The organism is Bacillus cereus G9842 (assembly GCF_000021305.1).
GTDB lineage: Bacteria > Bacillota > Bacilli > Bacillales > Bacillaceae_G > Bacillus_A > Bacillus_A thuringiensis_S.
Map to the genome: position 1 here is coordinate 2,807,024 of NC_011772.1, position 21,642 is coordinate 2,828,665.

Below are 21,642 nucleotides of genomic sequence, written 5' to 3' on the forward strand. Positions count from 1 at the left end.
AGACACTTTATAAAATGTTTAGTTTAACTAGTAACGCTAATAAAATTTGAAGGAGAATTTGAATATTCACTGCAATATCTGTATCAGTAGTTGTTACGGTTACGTTTCTGGAATTTTTAATAAATGTTTTTTGTCTATTAATTTGTTTAATAGATGATTTTTGAAACAATTCTTGTGTTATTTTATCTGCCTTTTCACTATCTGCTATAGAAATACTTACTACAACCACAATAGCTGCTTGTAACGCAGCTTGGATGGATAGCGCAGCTTTTGTATCTGTAGTAGTAACTTGTACATCTGCTGAATCTACTATTTCAATATATTCCTCAGAAACTTGATCGATTTCATCTGTTTGTATAGCTTCTTCTAAAAAATTTGCATTTTTACTATATGAATAAGAATTTACTGATTCGGAATCCTGATTTATTGGCTCAGAAACCTGTTTTTTTGGTTCACAATCCTTTTTTATTGGCTCAGAATCCACTTTTTTTCGTTCAGAATCCCGATTTAATGGATCCCGGTTTTTCTTTCGTCTACAAACTTCACAATCACACATAAAATCACCCCTTTTAAACTAAAAAATTAGCAATATTAAAATATTGGCTAACTACTAGCATTTTATGTATTTTTTAATAATTTGTTTGGACAAGTAACTTGAATTTATATTTTACTTCTAATTCTTTTTTGTAATAACAAAAAATAGCCTTCTAACAAGAAGACAACCATCTTTTATTTCACATTTATATAAAAGACCCATACTTAAATACACTTAACTTCATATAATATTTTTAGAATGAGTAGTCGTTACTGAAGGGCACTTTTCGAAGTGCTCTTATCTTTAATCTCCCTCTTTTTCAGGAAGAGTTTTTTTACTAAATCCTAATATGATTTGTATCACTAAGGCTGGCGATTACCACATTTCCTTAATAGCTTCAATGAATACAGTAGCTACTAATTAAAATATCCCTATGATTTTCTCTACACTAAAAAAATCGTGCGTTATCGAACACATGAACTATTTTTTATTTTGACTATGTAACACTAAATTCACAACATTATTATCCTATATTTGGTGAAGCCTACATTTCAATGCCAGCAACCCCACACTTTTAACTAATAACTTAAACAAATGTGCTATCTCAAGGTTCCTTTGATATAGTATCTTATGTTCTATATAATGAAGAGAGCGCTAGTATTCGGAAGGAGCATGTATATGAGTATTCAACTAGCTACATCTAACGATTTAAAATGGATTAATAGTCAATATGAATCAATAGGATTTGTACGAAGTGATTTAAAGAGAGATAAAGTTGCAATTATTACATATAACAACGAGTATGCAGGTGTTGGACGATTAGTCCAAATAGATGCAGATACTATAGAAATGGGCGGGATTTTTATTCTCCCTAAATTTAGAGGGCTACAATTAGCTGGTGAGCTTGTTTCATTTTTAGTAGAAACTGTAAAAAAATCACAAATACAAGATGTATATTGTCTTCCTTTTGAGGAATTAGAAAACTTTTATAAGAAATATGGCTATACTGAAGTCGATACTACGAAAGAAGCAGTCCATCCAATTATTCTAAAAAAATATAATTGGTGTTTGGAGAACTACGATAAACACGTTCTACTATTTAAATTGTAAATATAATAAAAAGTATATTCTCAATCGTTTTTCTATCACTACTCCTAATCGGAGCCTAAGGATTAATCAAAGATATTTTATCTCTCCTTTTATAAATGGCTGATTAAAACTCAATGTTCCGTCAATACTATAGGTAACATGATTGTATTTCTCCATTCTCCCTTGGAGAGGAGCAGTTAGCTTTTGCTAGCTGCTCTTTTATTTTTTCAAAAAGTCACATAAATATCTTTAATTCCAAACATTCAAAAGATAAAATGTGATAAGATTGTTATGAAGATATTTACCAACTAATAAATGCGCCCTAGACTTACGTACTAGGGCGTATTTATTTTTTAGTATGTAATTTCCTTCACTCATCTATTATCCACAAAATAAGTATCATACGCTTTATCAAAAACATATCCTAACTTTTCTGCTAGGTTAGCAGATGTAGTATTCGCTGCGTCCCAGTTTGGATACTTTCCATTTTCTAAGCAATCCAATATAAGAGCTGCACTAACTACAGTTGCCAAGCCTTTTCTTCTATGATTGTGATCAGTCGCAACTTCAATTTCAATTCCATCATTATAAATACTATACGAGGATGCACCACATACAACTTCTCCGTTATATAAAATGCTATAACCTATACCACGGTTTATATAATCTTCTACCGACTGAAATTGACTTATAAAATCTTCAGAGATTTTATGTAATGTAGGGCTATTTGCGATATGCTCATCTATTCTTTTTAACTCATATCCTTTTGGAAGTATTGATATAAAAGACTGTAATTTTGAACGATTAAAACCTTCTGAATTTCGTTTGAACTTATAGCGTAAAAACTTATCTATTTTTCTTTCATGGAATGTTTCTAAGCGTTGTTTCCACTCTTCACTATTTACGATAACTAAAATTCTTTCAGGAATGTTACGTAATAACTCTTCTGTTTCTTGCACATTTGGGTCTCCAGCGTAAAATGTGAAAATTCCTACCGTAACTTGTGCTACTGTTGGATTTTCAAGATCATTTACCCAAGCAGTCCCCATATGCCCTTGTAAATAAGAAAGTAAAATAACGTTATTGAAATCATCAAACATAGAAACTAGTTTTTTTCTTGTATGTATATTCGCTTCATGTATCATTTACATTCCCGCCTTCTATAAAATCAATCTTATTCTAAATCTTTTAGAATAAACTTATATAATTTTTCAATCAACCATTTACCATATAAGAAAACACCTATTAAACTAAATTTTTATATAATTATAAATCATTCACAAATATAAAATTATTATAACATCTAATAAAAAAAGAGTATCTCACTTTTTAAACTTTAGAATATACATCGTGTATGTATAAACCCTCAACATAATGTATGAGGATTTATCAAAAAATGCGTTATAACTCCTTCTTAGAAATAAAAGATTCCATTTCACCATTTTTATATACTTTAGTCAATTTAACAACTGACTTGTACGTGTTAACGTCATCCTTTATCATTTTTTTCAGCTCTTCTATTTCGATATTACCAGTTCCACTCTCTACCTTTAAACAATTTGAAATGTTTAAGTATCCACTAGATGCGAAAAGAATAACGAATGTAATATCAGGAAAATTAATGAACAGCATTCCAAACTTCAAAGGGTTCGCAGCAGTATCCGATAAAACTAATCGAAAATCTAACAGTTCAGGTACTTGAACAAAATCCTTAGAAACAATCGCTTCACCTACAATTGCAAATTGCTTTACTACATTCCCAAGTTCATCTGTAAATTCAGTACATATAGGTGCATCAATTGTTTTCGCTTGTAAAGATAAATTTAATTCTGGATTATGAAAATCAAAAAAGATTGTACTCCCCTCTGTTAAACATTGCGGGCACACATTTCCTAGCAAGCTAAAGTCCTCTTCAATATATTTAACTTTCGATTTGCAACTACAAACTTTTCCTATTCGGATTACATCAATTTTTGAGCAATCTACAAAAATAACCTCACTGTCTTCTTGTACGAATGATACAATCCCTTTCATCGCATTAAATGAAAGAAAATAAGATACAACGATTTCGTTTCCTACTATTACAATACTTTCAACTTTAGTATACGGTTCTAGACTTTGTAAAAATTCACATATACTATTTTGGCAACACCCACAATCACGTTTCGGCTCACAATCCACTTACACTCCATCCCTTCTCTATATAGAATAGCTAATACATATATATGAAAGGAAAACAAAAAAGCTTGGACAATATAACTTTAACGTAGGAATATCGTTATCTATTCATAATATTAGTACGGGAATTACACCAATAATGAGTAATAACACATAATTTTTACTATAAATACATATAACAATTTCATCTTTCATGAAAAAAACGTTATAATGAAGTGTAGCCTCTACGATTACGTTATAAAGGAGATTAAAACAATGGCTAAAATTAAAGTATACCAAGTAAAAGAAGAAAATATGGAAGCAGTAAAAAACATCATTGATGTTGAGGAACAAAACCCAACTGCTGAAAACTTACAAAATCTATATGCATGTGTATTAGAAACTGAAGATATGGCATTGCCTGAATCATACATTGAAGAAGATATCTTAATCGATTCTATGGAAGTTATGGTTAACGCTTCTCAAAGCAAAGTAAGAGACTTAGGTGCATACGATGTAATTGAAGTTCAAAACAAAGGTAAGAAAACACAAATTTTATTACTTGCAGACGAAGAATACGAAATTATTGAAGGCTAATCTAACACCATACATACGAAAAAGCTCCTTTCCAATTGGAAAGGAGCTTTTTCATTACGCTTTTGATGTTTCACTTTTTTTATTTGTTTGTTCTTTCTTTCTTAATTACCATGCGCTCATTTCCCATAAAGAAAATGAATATGAATGCTAATCCAGCTGGTACCAATACCCACATGAATGTTTGAACAATTGAACTAGAAAGAGCATCAATAACCTTATCTAATATTTGCGGAGGGATTTGAGATCTTGCCGATTCTGATAAAATGGCTCTTGAATCCCCTAATGTGTTTGTATTCATTCCCCCGCTCATGCCTTTAAATACTTCTTCTAATTGATCTTGGAAACCTGTTCTTTGGATCATTCCGAAGATTGTAATACCAAGTGTCATACCTAATGAACGAATGAAATTACTCGTCGAAGTCGCAGATCCGCGCTGTTCCATACCGAAGTTGTGAATAGCTGCCATACTTAGTACAGAGAATGAGAAGCCGACTCCAAATCCGATAATAATCATATACACTGTTAATAATACACGACTTGTTTCTGGCGTTAATGTGCTTAATAAAAATAGTCCAATTAGCATAATAACCGCAGAAATGATCATAATGTTTCGGTAGCTAAGCTTTGTCGTTAAAAACCCACCTAACTGCGCTGTTACGACTGAGCCTAACATCATTGGTAAAAGTAATAATCCCGAGTTTGTTGCAGTGCCACCGTATACACCTTGAATGAATAATGGAATGTATACAGTTGCTGACATAAACGCAGCTCCGTAACATAAAGCAATAATTGTACTCATTCCGAACAAACGTTGTTTAAACATCTCAAATGAAATGATCGGTTCTTCTACTTTACGTTCAATAAAAATGAATGCAATAATTAAAATAGCGAATCCACCAAATAAACTTAAAATAAAGTTAGAATCCCAATCATACTTTTGTCCGCCAAGTTCAAGCGCAAACATTAAAGAAACTACTGCTCCAACTAAAGTAATTGCGCCAAACCAATCAATTTTTTGCTTTCTATGAACTCTTGACTCTTTATAAAAGAATGTAATAAAAATAAGTGCTAAAACGCCAAGCGGTAAGTTAATATAAAATACCCAGTGCCAGCTTATGTAATCTGTAATATACGCACCAAGCAACGGACCAAAAATACTTGATAAACCAAATACTGCTCCGAATAAACCACCCATTTTCCCACGCTTTTCAGGAGGGAAAATATCAAAAACGATAGTAAACGCGATCGGCACTAATGCCCCGCCGCCAATACCTTGAATGGCACGATAAATCCCTAACTGTGTAATATTTTCAGCAGTACCACAAAGTGCCGAACCAATCATAAAGACGATTAAACCGAAAATAAAGAACCTCTTTCTACCATACATATCTGATAGTTTTCCGAATATCGGCATACCTGCCATTTCTGCGACCATATAGGCAGAAACGACCCATACAAAGTTTTCAAGGCCTCCTAAATCACCAACGATTGTTCCCATCGCTGTAACGACAATGGTATTATCCATTGATGCCATTAAAATACCTAGCAATAAGCCCGCTACAACAAAGCCGAGCTTATTATTCTTCTCAACCATAACCTTGCTCTCCCTCATACTACTTATATTTGTTTATGTTCTTTTACGACTGCATTACTTTTTTGGTTAAAACTAGTATGATATTCTACAATACTAATTTCACATCCAGGACCAATTGTAACGTTGTTTCCTCTTACAACTTCAGCAATCGTATGTTCTAAATAGATATCATCTCCTTCAATGATAGACGTTTGGAGGCTTCCAGCATGATTGGTAAATGGAATAAATCTCGCTTTTTTACGAACGGTAATCTTCTGACCGCCAATTTCTCTTACTTTGCTACCTTCATAACGAAGTGAAATTTCAATATTTTCAGCATTAAGTAATCCATCACTTTCAAGGCCACCAGTTAGTGATAGTTCTTCAACTTCAATATCTCCTTTTACATTTAAAGCGCCTTTCACATCTACGAAATCACCAGTTAATTTCCCCTTAACTTCTATCATACCTCTTACTTTTATTTTTTCAATATGAGCATCACTATGCATTTGTGTATTTCCGTATACTTTTACAGATTCCGCATCTACATTTCCTTGTACTTCACTATCTCCATACACGACATAACTTTTCACTTTCATATTACCGCACACTTCACTCGTGCCGTACGTTTTAAATTCATTACAGCTCATATCATTAGAAATCGTTCCTTCACCGCGAATCTTTACTTTATTATAATCTCCGCCCGCTGAACTACCAGAACCATTAACAGTAAGACTGTGTTGATGTTCCATATCATTTTCTCCCTTCCATTAAATCTGCTTAATTTCTTTTACATTTGCGCTTTTATCAACAGTAAGAACACCCGTATATTCGATTAGTTCAATCTCACAGTTCGGTCCTACCGTAACATTATTTCCTCTTACCGTTCTTATGTGAGCATAATCAATATCGATATTGTCACCTTCTAATAGTTCAGCCTCTAATTGCATACCAAATACTGATTTAAACAGCCTACTAAAAGTACTTAGTCTATGCTTTACTTTAATCGTTTGACCACCAATTTCTTTCGCTCGACATGTACCGTGAATATTAATATTTATTTCATCAGCGCTTAATAATCCGCCAATTGTAAATTGTCCTTCTGAAGAAAAAGTATCCACTTCACAATTACCGTCAATTGTAGCTTGACCATTGACCTTAAATTCTTCACCAGTGACATTTCCACCTATCGTACCTTTTCCTGCAATTTTCAAACTGTTTGCCTTTACATCTTGCGTAATTGTTGCTTTCCCATCAATTCGCATCGTTTCAGCATGAACTGTGCCATCGACTTTACCAGATCCGCTAATTCGTGCACTGCTACTTTTCAAATCGCCAGTAACTGCACCGTAACCGTTACATTCAAATTGCTCACATTCAACATTTCCATTCACAGTTCCTTTTCCGTTTAATTGTACTTTATGAAACTCGCCGCCATTGGATGAACCGTAACCATTTATAATCAAATTATCTGTACGCATACTTTCTCCTCCACTACAACAATTTAGTTTTTAATGCTTCGGTATATTTCATAATCGCTTCGCGTAAAACGATTTTAGTGCCTTTTTCAAAAATTAAATCGTCCACGTTTGAAACTAATAAACATGTAGAAATCCCTAATTTTCGGACAACGATTAAATCACAAGTTTTATGTTTAATTGTTTCATAATTTTCACGTAAAACTTGCAAGACCATTTTTCCTTCTTCTAAACTAATCTCTCCCGATTGTAGTAATTCTTCTAACATGTACACATAAAGAATATCTACAAATTGAAACTCTGCTGTTTTATTCGTTTGTTCTATGAAAAATTGTAAAACTGGTTCTGATGCAATCTCCTTACGTAAAATGTCTTCCTTTGTTAAAAGAATTTCTCTCACACTCGGTGAAAACATATTCGCTAGTTCATCAAGTGATAAATCCTCTTTCATCGTTTGGATCTTATCGATGCGCTCTAATATCTTTTCTTTCGGAAAAAATGTCTCTTGACCCGTGAATGTTGACTTTCGTACAAACCAATCTTCCGGTATTAAATTTTTTCTCTTCCACCTATATAACTGTCCGTATGAAATACCAGTTAGTTCTAATAAATCTTTTTTTGAAATTAAATCTGTACTCAACTGTATAACACCCCTTCCTGATAACAATGTAACATAACACTGTTACGCTGTAAATAGACTTTTATCACAAGTAGGGTAACAATGTGTAAAACAAACCTATTCCCACATACAAAAAAAGGCTCTTACACATCTTATGAAAATGCGCAAAAGCCCTTATATATCAAGATTTAAACCAAATATTATAAAAATCAATCCAACCTTGTGAATTAATCATTATATTTTGGACTTTTTCATGTGTACTTACCTCTTGTTTATTACGATATAAAGGAATAATATGAATTTGACGTAACAAAGTATCCTCAATATCGCGTAACAGTGTAACTCTTTTCTCTAATTCTTCTTGTTTAAAATAAGGAGACAACTTTTCATGAAAGTCCATGCTGCTTTGTCCATGAATAAAACTATTTTTTGTAAGAAACATATATAATAGACTATCTTCTATTCGTTCACTTATTGTGGCACTATCATGCATCATATCGGCCTTTTGTATCGTACTTACTTCCAATAGCTCTTCTATGTCAAGAAAATTATTTTCTACACGAATCCCGTACTTCACACACTCTTTTTGTATCCATTGTGCATCTTCAACATGATCTCGTCCTGTAAATGTGTAGAGTTGTAGCACTTCATTATGATAAGTACTCCTTTTAATTAAACTTTCTACATCTTCCTCAATCTCTACAATGCTTTCACCTGCTAATATTAGTTTCTGTGCCACTTCTCCACGTTCTCCGCCGAGTTCTTGAACGATTGTATAACCATGAATGATTTTATATAATGCTTTCCGAAATAACTCATCTTGCATTGGTCCTTCTTTCGTATGATTACATGTTATATATGTCACGTTCGACTCAAGCCGAGACAATTCTTTATTATGTTTTTCTTTATCTTTATACTGCGCCTTTACTAAAACATCGTATGTACTTACACCTTGTTCTACATTCCACAACTCAACACGATCTAAAAAAGGTCTTTCACGAAAATATAAAGGATGACCTTCTAAAATGAACAAATTTTCATTACTTTTATATAATTGAAAAGGCCCTGTTCCAATTAGCTCTCCTGCTTCATCTTTATTCACGATAGAACACTGTTCTGCACTTAGCATATGTAAAAACATTCGATTTTCCGTATGTAATTGAATTTCGACAACGTAGTCATCCACTGAACGAATACTTTCAACGTGTTGTAACATCCATGCGTGTGCATTATTTTCCAGCTTCATAAATCGATTCAATGAGTATATAACATCATGTGCAGTAAGTTGTTTTCCATTATGAAAGTGAACTCCTTTTCGTAAATAAAACGTCCATATTTTTTCAGCATCATTATATTCCCAGTGAAATGCAAGTCTTGGCTCTATAATGTTTGTATTACCGTCTACATACACGAGTGTATCGAATATATGTTTTACCATATGGCATTCTGAACGCATTGTAGCGTATACAGGATCTAATGTGATATCTAAATTCATTTGTACTTGCAACCGGAGTACATCTCTTCTCCCTTCAGATGTCATTTCAATCTTATGACCAAATATTGAATCCACCCAGGAGTGATATTCTTCCTTTACTAATGGAAAATGTGAGCTATAGCGTTCCACAAATATGCTCCCGCTTTTCACATCCCCTTTTTTCGTTATTTCTTTTCCTCTATCTAAAATTAAAGATATCGGGTCCTTTTGAAATATTAACTTAGAACGATTTCCTCTGCCGCGACCTGGAAACCACTTGATCCAATTTAACTCATCTAATTTTTTTATAATTAATTTACTATTACGCTCTGTACAAAATAATGTTTCAGATATATTTTGCACTGTTACTTCCAATTGTTCTCCCTCTTTTTCCCCTTTTCCATAAGCACTCCATAGTTCAATGTATTGATCTAAAATAAACATCATAATCCCCCTAAAAGGTGAAAAATACTCCCTATTGTTTCTACACTTTTTCCAATTCTTCTTTCATCTTATCATTTCAATATAGAAAGGAGGAATTAATATTGAATTATCTCTTACTTCGTTACAATAAACCTATTTTTATTAGACTGTGTGGTGAATTATTAACCAGAACGACTGAATCTATGTTAGCTATCATTATGATTATTTACGTCAATAAAATGTTAAACGGCAATGTAATAATAACTATGCTGATTTTCGGATTACAGCCACTTTCAGACATTTTATTTACACTTATTGCTGGAGGAATTACTGATAAATATGGCCGGAAAAAGATTATGTTACTCGGCTTATTGCTACAAAGTGTTGCAATCGGTAGTTTCGTTTTCGCTCAATCCGTTTTTATATTTGCACTGTTATATGTCATTAATGGCATTGGCCGTTCCTTATATATTCCGGCTCAACGTGCACAAATTGCTGATTTAACAAAAAAAGAGCAGCAAGCAGAAATTTTTGCTCTCCTACAAACGATGGGAGCAATTGGATCCGTAGTCGGCCCTTTAATCGGTGCAAGTTTTTATAATACTCACCCAGAATATTTATTTATCGTGCAAAGTGTAACCCTTACGATATATGCCGTTGTTGTTTGGACCCAGCTCCCAGAAACCGTTCCACCAATAAGTATGTCAAAACAAACAGTTGAGGCAAGTTCACCAAAGCAATTTATTTTTAAACATTACGCCATATTCGGTCTTATGGTTTCTACACTTCCTATTAGCTTTTTTTATGCACAAACTGAGACGAATTATCGTATTTTCGCAGAACATGTATTTCTTAATCTCGTATTCATACTCGCATTTATTTCAACATGTAAAGCCATTTTGGAAATCATTCTACAAATCTTCCTCGTAAAATGGTCTGAACGATTTTCTATGGCGAAAATCATTCTTATTTCTTACGCCTGCTATACAATAGCTGCAGTTGGCTTTAGTTATTCAACGACGATATTGTCGTTATTCTTCACCTTACTCTTTTTAGTCATTGGAGAAAGTATTGCTCTAAACCATTTATTACGATTCGTTTCAGAAATTGCACCTCATGATAAACGTGGTTTATATTTTTCAATTTACGGTATACACTGGGATATATCTCGAACGTGTGGACCAGTTATTGGTGCAGTTTTATTAAGTAAGTTAAATGGAAGTATGCTGTTTTATATTTGCGCTAGTTTCTTATTAGTTGGAGGTATTGTACAAGCGTTATTTGTTCAAAATTTGGAACGAAAAAAAATCGCAAACCAGCCTACACATAATTTATAAGTTACTACTTTTTCAGTAGATCAACATTTCTTATTGGATGCATGCTAAAAAACAAAAGTGAAGTATTTCGCATATGAAATGAGACGTTCCTTGTTTACAACTAAAACACCTCACTTAAAGAGCGAGGTGTTTTTGAAATCACTTAATTTCTTATCCTGCCATTTTATTAATACTATCCTCTGGTGAAAACACGGAAATATGATCTACATTACCAGTCGATTTTGGAATGACAAATTTTAACTCATACTGGTTATTTACTTTGTATACATATATTTTGTCTCCACCATTCCCTTTAACTGAAGATGGTTTTCCTAACACTTTTTCAATTTCTTGTAATGTAATCGATTTTAGTTCTGCATGATATGAGCGTACATCAAAAACTTGTGACCCTTTATTAAATCCAAAAACAACATTTTTATTTGTAAAAGTTGCGTACATTCCGTTCCCTGCTTGTTCGGTTTTATTCGCTTTCCCCCATGCTTTTTCTATTTCTTCAATATCCCCTGTATGGGCTCCAAATGGTACATTAGGTACTTTTCCTTCTTTTGCTAATTCAAACAAATCTTTAATGTGGTTAATTGATTTTTGATTAAATGTTCTATTTTTCGAATCTGGCTCAGTTGATGGTTTTGTTGTTTTTTCATTACTTGGTTTTGTTTCAAGATTTTTCTGTTCTTCTGAAGAATTACTTTGTTTATTTTTATTATTTTCCAAAGTTGGATTTGTTTCGTTTTTTTCGTCTGTCTCTTTACATGCGGCTAGCGCAAACATACATGTAAACACCAAAAATAACATAACTATTTTTAAATATATTTTCATCATTTTTACCCCCTATTGCATCTTATTTATTTCGTTAACCAACCCATTACACTACTTTTCAAATTATGTTTGTTCCAAAAAGTCAGTACTTCACTCTCTCAAAAAGCTTGTACAAAATATATTACAAAAGCTGTTTCTAAAAAGTAACCAAGTCTGTTATATCCGAAGTAACTACCTCCTGATAAACGAAACCATTTTCATCTCCTTATTTAACCCTTCTCTTCTCAATGACAATATCCTCTATCTATCACTTAAAACATGTTGTCACAACAGCTCCTTCAAACAGAAAAAAAACCAGTAGGAAGTGATTACTCTTTTCCTACTGGTTGAAATGAAATTAAATGGTAAATCTTAGCTTCTTAAAAAGTGTAGCGATAGTGTTTTTTACAGTTTCAAAATTATAAACAAACGTGTTATCTCCACTTAATGATGAAATACATGTTAAACCTGCAGCTTTAATAAAAGCTTTTACATCTACAAGCATAGAATTAGCCTCCATGAATTTAATTACAATCATTATAACAGGTGTTTTACGATGCTAACATGAAAGTAATAAATAAATTTCTATTATGAATTTATCCTGCTATTTGCCGGGCAGTAAAATCTCCACCTCAAAATTCAGCAGAAGCAAAGAAGTTAGATGGGCAGGGCTGCCCGTAAAAGCCTTATTGGTTCAACTAATAATACACCAATTCAATGTCATATAAAAAAGCTGCCCCAAAAGGACAGCTTCAAATATGTATATTATACTTCGATTGATTTACCATCTTCAACAATATGATAAAGTAAGTGCGCTAAATGATGAATTGGACCGTATTCTTCCTCTTCCTCATCTGTTTCGCCTTGGAATTCAAGATCGTTTAAGTATAGCGCTAAAAATTGATAATATAGTTTTAAATCAAATCCGTAGCACGCAGTTGGTTCTTCATGATCCCCTTCATATTGTAACATTAAGTATTGATCATTTCCTTCTGCATCTTCTGCATCAAAGAATACGAAGAAGCCAACGTTTGTATCTAAATCAAATAAATGACGAGTACCTTTTTCAGTTGCTTTATTGAAGTCCTCTTCACTTAATTTATGTACTGTTGTCGCTTTTGCATTATCTTCTTGATGGAAATTTACTGTAAATGATTTCAATGCTGACACCTCCTGATTGTATAATACTAGCATAACATATAAAAAGGACTGCTTACAAATGTAAACAGTCCTGCTACATTCATTTCCGCATTGCTCGTAGTAAAAAACTCACAATGAAAATCAAAATAACCGCACCAATTAAAGCAGGAATGATTGCAAATCCGCCTATTACAGGACCGAAACTACCAAGTAATTTCGTACCAATCCAAGAACCGATAATACCAGCAATAATATTACCAATTACACCACCTGGTACATCCCTTCCAGTAATTAAGCTTGCAAACCATCCTAATAAACCACCAACGATTAAAGACCAAATCATATAATAACCTCCTTTATATTTAACCAATCAAAATATAATTAGAAACAATTGCTTACCATTAGTTATGTGACATTTTTCATAAGTTATTCATGCTGCTCAACTATAAGACTTTTGAGAATAATACAGACTGATAAACCATTTTTCGGACTAACGATTTATCCGACTTATTATTAACACATTAAGGACAATCTGGCTTCAATATTGTTCGCATAAACTCTTCTTTAAAAGCAGGATAGTTAAAACCAACAGCAATTCTTTGAATCGGCCGACCATCAAACCTTGTTGGTTCAGCTATTTTTCTAAAGTCAGCTACACTTTGGCCCCTAGTCACATCATTTGTCGTACTAATCCACACTGCCGATTTTTTATATTCAAAAATACTATCATTTATAAACGAGACAAACGGTAGTAAATCGTGTATAGGGCTTCCACCAATACCCGGATATTCTTTTTTATAGAAGTTCTCATAATAAAAATCAATCATTGGTTTAATGAGTTTCGCCTGTCCAGTTCCTTGTTTATCTATTATATTGGCCATTTCAGGCGTAATAAGCGCGCCCTGTGTTACATTTAACGGGTATATACTAGCGTTTTTCGCATATTTCATAACAATATTTGCTGCAATTGGATCACCATAAAAATTCGCTTCAGATACTGGTGTAACATTACCTGGAAATAGGAAAGCACCGCCCATTATATAATACGAACAAATACGATCCATTATATTGGGATACAATAAAAATAACGTAGCAAGCGTCGTTAGTCTTCCTGTCGCCACAATTATAATATCTTCTGGACAAGGTTCGATTAATTTGATTAATTCACAAAAATTTTCTCGTTTACAAATTCTCATCTCAGGTGGATTAATAGGACCTAAACCGTGATCCCCATGGATTTCAGGGAAAAACAAAGGTTCTTCAGCTGTCATCGGCCTACTCGCACCTTCAATAATTTTTACATGTGTAGCATAGTACCTTTCTAAAAAATAAACATTTTCCGTAACGATTTCTCGTGATACATTCCCGTACTCTGCAACAATACCTAGAATATCTAATTTACATGTTTTATTTGCATAAATTAACGCTACGGCGTCATCAATACCAAAGTCTCCAAAAAAGATGATTTTCTTATTAACTATTCTCACCCCTCTTCAGCATAATCTACTATTATTATTATGTGAAAAAGACAAGGCGGTGAAACAGCGCAAACTAAAAAAGCCGCCTATTTATTGGCGACTTCAATCTTTTTATAAGACAAATATGCTAGTACATTTTTACTCGAATCGTATTTCGGGTTATTTCCTTTTCTCGGCTCTCTCATATGTGTCTTTTCAAATCCAGGAATGTCCGGCATTTTCCCCATAAATTCAAGCATTTCTTCCTCAGTACCTTCAATGCGTACACGAATCATTATAACTATTCCTCAATTCTCAGTTTCTCTGTACTAAGTATATCGTACTTCAGAAAGACTGCAACACATTTATCTTTTTAATGTTGTACTTTTTTTACATATAAACATAGCCATTTCAGTATAGAATGAATCTACTTTATTATTTTTAAATTGAATATTAAAATATCCCTTCATTTCGTTTGGCGCTTTCATCATACATTCTGTTAATTTTTCACGCTTTTGTACAGGGACATTCATCATATTACACCACCAGTCAAAATCAAACTTCTTATCAAAAGTAAGACATGACTGCATTTGCAAACCGTTTTTTTCTAATAAAGTAAGCCATTCTGTCTTTTTTAGAGCTCGTTCATGACTTGGGTCCCGCTTTTTTTCTATAAAATTATAAAATGTATCATATTCATTATTTTCTGGCGAAACATTATCTATTAAGATGAATAATCCATTATTCTCCAACGTACGATTTACTTCAAAAATAAATTGAGCCGGATTCGTAAAATGATGGGCTGCAATCCGGCATGTAATTGTATCAAAAAAATGGTCTGCAAATGGTAAATCCTCTGCGTTTCCTACTACAAAAGACACATTTCCATGACCATTCTGCTTTATAAAACCTTTTGCTTCTTCTAACATCTGTTCTGTTAAATCAAGTGCAACTACTTCTTCAAACATAGGTGCTAACATATTCGCAACATGTCCGCCACCAGTAGCAACATCAAGAAGACGATTATTATGGCGAGACGCAACTTGTTGAACTACATATTGTAAGTCCTGTCCTTTAGCATGTATTTTACTATTCACATACTTATCGGCATTACTACCAAACTGTTTTTTCACAAGCTCTTCCTTACTCATTTTATCATCTTCTTTCTATTGTTATTTACATATACGATTCATATAATTATTACAATTCTCTTCATGTATTTTCAAATCCTCTTTTCATCTCACTTCTCATCAAGTTTACCTATAATCAAAATAATATAATTTTACGTTTTACCATTAAACAAAAAAGGCTACGGGAACTTGTCCCCTAACCTGACTAAATATTTACTACATTTTTATTTCTTCGTATATATCTATATAATATAAATCCTCTTTCAACTTCATAATAACATCTACTTCGTTATAAGTAGCCTCACGAGCATGTAAACCAAATTGATCCATACCAATCCATATCCACCCAGGTGTATGATATAAAACATCTAAGTTAAAATAATCTAATTTAGTAAGCTCCGATGTAATAAATTTATCTTTATTAGCGATTTGTTTATCTAGTAAACCATATTCTTTACCATTTTCAAATAGCGATATAACTTTCCCTACAATCGGATGTTCACGAACAATAAAATGATATTCCTTTTCCTCTACATTTGCCACAATCAAACGAGAAACAGATAAATCAGCCCCCGAATTCGACATATTTGTTTATTCACCTCCTTATATAGGTTTCTTCAATATAATAACAAATGAATATTCAAATTAAGTTAATATAATGTAAAAAATAAAAAGCTGACTTCCCTTTAGAAATCAACCTTTACAATTTGATCAACTTTATACTTTTACAAATTATTATAATGTTTCTTTTTCCTCATCATTTCCGGAAACTAAACTTCCTATAGCATCCGCTGTTACTTCTACTACAAATTCACAAATACCTGCTACAACTTCTCCAATTACTTCATCCATCTTTTTACCCCCTTATTTTATGCAACTTATTTGTAGTATAGAAGAAATTGGTGAATGTAAACTATCGAAAAAGGTGACATAAACCTTACAAAATTGTAAGCTCTTTCATCCCTTTACTTACTTCCTTTGAAACTCCAAGTATTTTTAGCAGACATATAGGCCATCATAATATGAAGAAAGTAATAATCTAGTGTCAGGAGGCGTTTAATATATATTATGTAAAATTAATTAAAGGTCAATCTTTCTACGCTTTTGACCATCGTTTCTTAGTGTCTGAAGAAGAAGAGGTTTCTGAGAGAATTTATAATTACTTACGACGTAATGAATTTTTTGAAGTACGTAAAGAAGAATATTCTGCTTAATTACAAAAAGCATTAAGAAAAATATCATCTTATTATGATATATTCTTGATGCTTTTATGTAAATTGCTTCTTTTCAACAATTGTTGTGGACTCTATTATAATATTCTAGTATTTGTCCAAGATAATTCATCCCTATTTCCGTATTTCAGTATATGAAGAGGTTGTGAATATGACTCATATCATTGATTATTAAGCTACTCAACCTATAAGTAAAACTGATGCAACAACTTTTGCAATCCCCTCTTCTCCAAACAAAGTAATTCTAGCAAATTTGAAATTGAGAATTTCAAGTAGAGATTCACGTAATAATCGAGTAGAATTAATAGCTACAGTTGGTGTAGAAGGTATAACTGAGATTTCACAAGTTTTATTCCGAATTTTCCTTGATAACATTGAAATTTTCAATACACAAGTAGGTATTGAATCAACAAATTCTGAACAATTTTACGTACAAACATTCCAAGCTACAGACCAAAACATTAGCAGTGGAACACACGAATATTCATTAACTGTAGAAAACCTTATTAGTAGTGCAAGTGCAGAAGTTGCTGGTCCTCTATCTTTTAGCGCTTTAGCTATTGGACAAGAGCGTAAATATTGCTAATTGAAATTAATGTTTAATTTTGTACTTTGGAAAAGCAAGACGTAGTTATACGTTCTTGCTTTTTTATATTTATCCTTACTTTCTATTAGCTTTAATCATGAATTTTTTACGTTTTGCTTCATTTATTTCATCAATTAATACATCAAATTTTTTACAAATCAAAAAGATTGAAATCCAATTATGAAACACGTAATATAGACTCTGACTCTAAAAAAGTTCGTATAAAAATACTACATAAATAAGGAGGTTTTATATACGAGTTTTTTCATTTTAAAAGACGGAGAGGTTTTATGTTATGTGGCGTAATAAAAATGTTTGGATTGTTTTAATTGGGGAGTTTATTGCAGGTCTAGGATTATGGCTTGGTATTCTTGGCAACCTTGAGTTTATGCAAAAATATGTCCCTTCTGATTTCATGAAATCAGTTATATTATTTATCGGACTATTAGCCGGTGTTCTAGTTGGCCCTATGGCCGGTCGTGTCATCGATCAGTATGAAAAGAAAAAAGTTCTTCTTTACGCTGGATTTGGTCGAGTTTTAAGTGTTATTTTCATGTTTTTCGCTATTCAATTTGAAAGTATCGCATTTATGATTGCATTTATGGTTGCTCTTCAAATTTCAGCAGCATTTTATTTCCCTGCATTACAATCTGTAATTCCACTCATCGTACGTGAGAATGAGTTATTACAAATGAACGGTGTACATATGAATGTTGGTACAATCGCTCGTATTGCAGGTACTTCACTAGGTGGAATTCTTTTAGTTGTAATGAGTTTACAGTATATGTACGCCTTTTCAATGGCAGCATACGCCTTATTATTCCTCTCGACGTTCTTCCTACAATTCGAAGACAAGAAATCAACAACACCAAGTAAACAAGCTGCAAAAGACAATAGCTTTATGGAAGTATTTCGTATTTTAAAAGGAATTCCTATTGCTTTTACAGCACTTATATTAAGTATCATCCCTCTATTATTTATAGCAGGGTTTAATTTAATGGTTATTAACATTAGCGAAATGCAACATGATCCTACGATTAAAGGGTTCATATATACAATTGAAGGTGTCGCATTTATGTTAGGTGCCTTCGTAATTAAACGTCTATCTGATCATTTCAAACCCGAAAAATTACTATATTTCTTCGCAATTTGTACTGCTTTTGCACACCTGTCATTGTTCTTTAGCGATATAAAATGGATGGCTCTTACATCATTTGGTTTGTTTGGGTTTAGTGTTGGCTGCTTCTTCCCTATTATGTCGACAATTTTCCAAACGAAAGTGGAAAAAAGTTATCACGGTCGCCTCTTCTCATTCCGTAATATGTTTGAGAGGGTTATGTTCCAAATCGTCTTACTTGGCACAGGGTTCTTCTTAGATACAATTGGGTTACAATATATGGTTCTCATCTTCGGAGTCGTTTCATTATTGATTATTTCTATTTCCCTTTCTAAGCAGAAACATTATGAAAAACAGCATTCACAATCTGCGAATTTATAAAATAAACAAAGAAGTATGGATATAATATTGAATCCATACTTCTTTGTTCTATAATACGCCTATTTATTACGTTTATTGAAATTACCTAAAGGAGTATCCCCCTTTTATTTCGAATAGATTATAAAGAGTACTCTTTATAAAAGGAGTGGTAAAATGTCTGATGGCATTGAAGTATTTATTGTCCTGCTCTTTGCAATTGCTCTGTTTAGCATCCTAAACTTTTTAGCCATTTCCTTATCTGGACATAGTTTTAAAAAAAGAATCATGGCAGGTTTCATATTTTTACTACTGACTCCCATTGTCTTTTTGACTATCGCAACATTTGCTTCTATATTCGATAAAGCAGGATTTGGCGCAGGTACGTTAGCCTTTATGATCGCAAGCGTATATATATTAAATGGAATAGTGCTTCTGCTTTCCTCTTTATTTATCCTCAAAAAAGATATAACATAGGCTATGGTACTAGCATGAATCTGACTTTACACTAGATTCATGCTTCTTTAATTTCTCCTAAATTTTTATATGAAATTAAATAATTCTTTAAAAAAATTTAAACTTTATTTATTATAATATCCCTATCGTATTCGCACGTTTATTCAAATTTAAAAGAAAGGAGCACAAAATGAAAAAGGTTCTACTTACAATTCCTATACTAATCATCCTACTTAGTGGATGCAGCAATAACGATATATACGGTTCTTGGGAAGTCGTTGACAATAAAAATGGTGAATGCCCTGTATATTATAAATTTGAAACAGTTGTCAAAAAAGAAAATAAAGAGGAAATTGTGCAAAATTTAGTAGAAATGCAAACCACAAAGAATAAAGACGATTTATATAAAGGCTCATTTGTCAAAAATTCTAATGTATATCACATTGATTATGGTAATTCATTTACATCAGAGCAAACTTTAAAAGTTGCCGACGGTACATTAAATGTATACTTTTTGACAGCTGAAAAATTATGCACGTATAAAAAGAAATGATTACATTTCAGAGGAAACGCAGAAAATATTTTCTGCGTTATTTCACTTTAGAAATCTTCCACAAATACTTAATAAAAACTATCAAATAACTTAAGTTATATAAAATGAATCCTATAATAGACATTTCAATTAACACGTCTACGCTATTTACATCGATACTTTTCAAAATAGGCTAATACTTCCTCTAAATTTGTCAATCGTTTTAATTTTCATAAAAAAATGATAAAATATAAACATGTGTTTTCAGAATAATTAAAAACGCAGAATGAAAGCACTGTTTTAGGAGGGGTTTTGATGACTTACACGTTAGCAACTAGAATGAAAGCATTCCAATCTTCTATATTTAGTGAATTAGGAGCCTATAAAAAAGAAAAAATTGCAGCAGGTCATAACATGATTGATTTGAGCATCGGAAATCCTGATATGCCGCCCGCTGATTTTGTAAGAGAAACAATGGTACATACAGCGAGTGAGAAAGAGAGCTACGGGTATACATTATCAGGTATTCAAGAATTTCACGAAGCTGTAACTGAATATTACATCAACACTCATAACGTTTTATTAAATGCAGATAAAGAAGTTTTATTATTAATGGGTTCACAAGACGGGCTCGTTCATTTACCTATGGTTTATGCAAATCCAGGTGATATTATATTAGTTCCTGATCCAGGATATACAGCTTATGAAACAGGTATTCAAATGGCTGGTGCAACATCTTACTACATGCCTTTAAAGAAAGAGAATGATTTCTTACCAGACTTAGAAGTCATCCCTGAAGAAATTGCCGATCAAGCGAAGATGATGATTTTAAACTTCCCAGGGAATCCCGTTCCAGCAATGGCCCATGAAGATTTCTTTAAAGAAGTAATCGCATTCGCGAAAAAGCATAATATTATCGTTGTCCATGATTTTGCTTATGCTGAATTTTATTTCGATGGTAATAAGCCAATTAGCTTCCTCTCTGTACATGGTGCTAAAGAAGTTGGCGTAGAAATCAATTCTTTGTCAAAAAGTTATAGTTTAGCAGGTAGCCGTATTGGATATATGATTGGAAACGAAGAAATTGTTCGTGCACTTACTCAATTTAAATCTAATACCGACTACGGTGTATTTTTACCAATTCAAAAAGCGGCATCTGCAGCACTAAGAAATGGCGCGGCATTTTGTGAGAAAAACCGCGATATTTATCAAGAACGGAGAGATACTTTAGTCGATGGATTCCGAACATTTGGTTGGAATGTCGATAAGCCAGCCGGTAGTATGTTTGTCTGGGCTGAAATTCCACAAGGATGGACTTCTCTAGACTTCGCTTATGCATTAATGGATCGTGCGAATGTCGTTGTTACACCTGGTCATGCATTTGGACCTCACGGAGAAGGCTTCGTACGTATTGCACTCGTTCAAGATAAAGAAGTGTTGCAACAAGTTGTTGAAAACATTAGAAATAGCGGCATTTTCGTCCTTGAAAAAGTAAATGAATTAGTTAAAAATTAGTTCCCACTCCCCTGCTTAACTTTAGCAGGGGTATTATTAA

Annotated in this window: 25 protein-coding genes and 1 pseudogene; 9 read left to right on the forward strand and 17 right to left on the reverse strand. The window is 32.8% G+C overall.

Annotated features, from left to right (window positions below; translation table 11 throughout):
- Positions 1–7 precede the first annotated feature (7 nt).
- Complete coding sequence (locus BCG9842_RS14140) at positions 8–556, reverse strand: spore coat protein (protein WP_000332789.1); 549 nt, start codon at positions 554–556, stop codon at positions 8–10.
- Positions 557–1,213: 657 nt separating this feature from the next.
- Here BCG9842_RS14140 and BCG9842_RS14145 point away from each other — a divergent pair.
- A complete protein-coding gene (locus tag BCG9842_RS14145; protein ID WP_000027167.1) occupies positions 1,214–1,645 on the forward strand; it encodes a GNAT family N-acetyltransferase in 432 nt (143 codons plus the stop codon).
- A 353-nt stretch (positions 1,646–1,998) separates the two neighbouring features.
- On the opposite strand, the gene BCG9842_RS14150 is transcribed toward BCG9842_RS14145, so the two are convergent.
- Both BCG9842_RS14150 and BCG9842_RS14155 read right to left on the reverse strand, forming a co-directional pair.
- On the reverse strand, positions 1,999–2,769 hold the full coding sequence (locus tag BCG9842_RS14150; protein ID WP_000581062.1) for a GNAT family N-acetyltransferase: 771 nt from the start codon (positions 2,767–2,769) through the stop codon (positions 1,999–2,001).
- Between the two features lie 256 nt (positions 2,770–3,025).
- Complete coding sequence (locus BCG9842_RS14155) at positions 3,026–3,805, reverse strand: BC_2878 family exosporium-associated protein (RefSeq protein ID WP_000340384.1); 780 nt, start codon at positions 3,803–3,805, stop codon at positions 3,026–3,028.
- A 252-nt stretch (positions 3,806–4,057) separates the two neighbouring features.
- On the opposite strand from BCG9842_RS14155, the gene BCG9842_RS14160 reads away from it, so the two are divergent.
- Positions 4,058–4,378, forward strand: coding sequence for a hypothetical protein (locus tag BCG9842_RS14160; RefSeq protein WP_001062742.1), 321 nt, complete (start codon positions 4,058–4,060; stop codon positions 4,376–4,378).
- A 79-nt stretch (positions 4,379–4,457) separates the two neighbouring features.
- Here BCG9842_RS14160 and BCG9842_RS14165 read toward each other — a convergent pair whose 3' ends face one another.
- The 5 genes from BCG9842_RS14165 to BCG9842_RS14185 form a co-directional block, all read right to left on the reverse strand.
- Positions 4,458–5,972 (reverse strand): MDR family MFS transporter, encoded by a 1,515-nt coding sequence (locus tag BCG9842_RS14165; RefSeq protein ID WP_000229634.1) that lies wholly within the window; start codon positions 5,970–5,972, stop codon positions 4,458–4,460.
- A 23-nt stretch (positions 5,973–5,995) separates the two neighbouring features.
- Positions 5,996–6,703 (reverse strand): hypothetical protein, encoded by a 708-nt coding sequence (locus BCG9842_RS14170; protein ID WP_000401028.1) that lies wholly within the window; start codon positions 6,701–6,703, stop codon positions 5,996–5,998.
- 18 nt (positions 6,704–6,721) lie between these two features.
- The gene (locus tag BCG9842_RS14175; protein ID WP_001258382.1) at positions 6,722–7,432 is read right to left on the reverse strand and encodes a bactofilin family protein; all 711 of its coding nucleotides are present in this window, start codon (positions 7,430–7,432) and stop codon (positions 6,722–6,724) included.
- A 13-nt stretch (positions 7,433–7,445) separates the two neighbouring features.
- Entirely contained in the window at positions 7,446–8,069 is a 624-nt protein-coding gene (locus BCG9842_RS14180; RefSeq protein ID WP_000102243.1) for a YhbD family protein, read from the reverse strand.
- 160 nt (positions 8,070–8,229) lie between these two features.
- Complete coding sequence (locus BCG9842_RS14185) at positions 8,230–9,966, reverse strand: SgrR family transcriptional regulator (protein WP_000470218.1); 1,737 nt, start codon at positions 9,964–9,966, stop codon at positions 8,230–8,232.
- A 101-nt stretch (positions 9,967–10,067) separates the two neighbouring features.
- Between BCG9842_RS14185 and BCG9842_RS14190 the strand changes: the two genes are divergently transcribed.
- Positions 10,068–11,282, forward strand: a complete 1,215-nt coding sequence (locus BCG9842_RS14190; RefSeq protein WP_001108447.1) for an MDR family MFS transporter — start codon at positions 10,068–10,070, stop codon at positions 11,280–11,282.
- Positions 11,283–11,432: 150 nt separating this feature from the next.
- On the opposite strand, the gene BCG9842_RS14195 is transcribed toward BCG9842_RS14190, so the two are convergent.
- The 9 genes and pseudogenes from BCG9842_RS14195 to BCG9842_RS14235 all read right to left on the reverse strand — a co-directional run bounded on the left by BCG9842_RS14195 (position 11,433) and on the right by BCG9842_RS14235 (position 16,392).
- On the reverse strand, positions 11,433–12,104 hold the full coding sequence (locus tag BCG9842_RS14195) for a YjgB family protein (protein ID WP_015945824.1): 672 nt from the start codon (positions 12,102–12,104) through the stop codon (positions 11,433–11,435).
- Between the two features lie 23 nt (positions 12,105–12,127).
- Positions 12,128–12,298, reverse strand: a pseudogene (locus BCG9842_RS29840) (aminopeptidase); the annotation flags it as partial.
- Between the two features lie 140 nt (positions 12,299–12,438).
- Positions 12,439–12,585, reverse strand: coding sequence for a hypothetical protein (locus BCG9842_RS14200; RefSeq protein ID WP_000959552.1), 147 nt, complete (start codon positions 12,583–12,585; stop codon positions 12,439–12,441).
- Positions 12,586–12,845: 260 nt separating this feature from the next.
- Positions 12,846–13,241 (reverse strand): hypothetical protein, encoded by a 396-nt coding sequence (locus BCG9842_RS14205; RefSeq protein WP_000834883.1) that lies wholly within the window; start codon positions 13,239–13,241, stop codon positions 12,846–12,848.
- 79 nt (positions 13,242–13,320) lie between these two features.
- Positions 13,321–13,563 (reverse strand): GlsB/YeaQ/YmgE family stress response membrane protein, encoded by a 243-nt coding sequence (locus BCG9842_RS14210; RefSeq protein ID WP_000638310.1) that lies wholly within the window; start codon positions 13,561–13,563, stop codon positions 13,321–13,323.
- Between the two features lie 178 nt (positions 13,564–13,741).
- On the reverse strand, positions 13,742–14,707 hold the full coding sequence (locus BCG9842_RS14215; RefSeq protein WP_001223689.1) for a nucleoside hydrolase: 966 nt from the start codon (positions 14,705–14,707) through the stop codon (positions 13,742–13,744).
- A 77-nt stretch (positions 14,708–14,784) separates the two neighbouring features.
- A complete protein-coding gene (locus BCG9842_RS14220) occupies positions 14,785–14,973 on the reverse strand; it encodes a DUF3970 family protein (RefSeq protein ID WP_000621885.1) in 189 nt (62 codons plus the stop codon).
- 69 nt (positions 14,974–15,042) lie between these two features.
- On the reverse strand, positions 15,043–15,828 hold the full coding sequence (locus BCG9842_RS14225) for a class I SAM-dependent methyltransferase (protein WP_000031316.1): 786 nt from the start codon (positions 15,826–15,828) through the stop codon (positions 15,043–15,045).
- A 195-nt stretch (positions 15,829–16,023) separates the two neighbouring features.
- Complete coding sequence (locus tag BCG9842_RS14235; protein ID WP_000071474.1) at positions 16,024–16,392, reverse strand: hypothetical protein; 369 nt, start codon at positions 16,390–16,392, stop codon at positions 16,024–16,026.
- A 476-nt stretch (positions 16,393–16,868) separates the two neighbouring features.
- On the opposite strand from BCG9842_RS14235, the gene BCG9842_RS29845 reads away from it, so the two are divergent.
- From BCG9842_RS29845 to BCG9842_RS14265, 6 genes are all read left to right on the forward strand, one after another.
- On the forward strand, positions 16,869–17,021 hold the full coding sequence (locus BCG9842_RS29845; protein WP_074789873.1) for a YqbF domain-containing protein: 153 nt from the start codon (positions 16,869–16,871) through the stop codon (positions 17,019–17,021).
- A gap of 205 nt (positions 17,022–17,226) precedes the next feature.
- A complete protein-coding gene (gene exsC, locus BCG9842_RS14245) occupies positions 17,227–17,625 on the forward strand; it encodes an exosporium protein ExsC (protein WP_223266670.1) in 399 nt (132 codons plus the stop codon).
- Positions 17,626–17,920: 295 nt separating this feature from the next.
- Positions 17,921–19,123, forward strand: coding sequence for an MFS transporter (locus BCG9842_RS14250; protein ID WP_000269263.1), 1,203 nt, complete (start codon positions 17,921–17,923; stop codon positions 19,121–19,123).
- Between the two features lie 153 nt (positions 19,124–19,276).
- Positions 19,277–19,576, forward strand: a complete 300-nt coding sequence (locus tag BCG9842_RS14255; protein ID WP_001279460.1) for a hypothetical protein — start codon at positions 19,277–19,279, stop codon at positions 19,574–19,576.
- Between the two features lie 169 nt (positions 19,577–19,745).
- The gene (locus BCG9842_RS14260; RefSeq protein ID WP_000757024.1) at positions 19,746–20,108 is read left to right on the forward strand and encodes a hypothetical protein; all 363 of its coding nucleotides are present in this window, start codon (positions 19,746–19,748) and stop codon (positions 20,106–20,108) included.
- 294 nt (positions 20,109–20,402) lie between these two features.
- Positions 20,403–21,602, forward strand: a complete 1,200-nt coding sequence (locus tag BCG9842_RS14265) for an LL-diaminopimelate aminotransferase (RefSeq protein ID WP_000222691.1) — start codon at positions 20,403–20,405, stop codon at positions 21,600–21,602.
- The last annotated feature ends 40 nt before the right edge of the window (positions 21,603–21,642 follow it).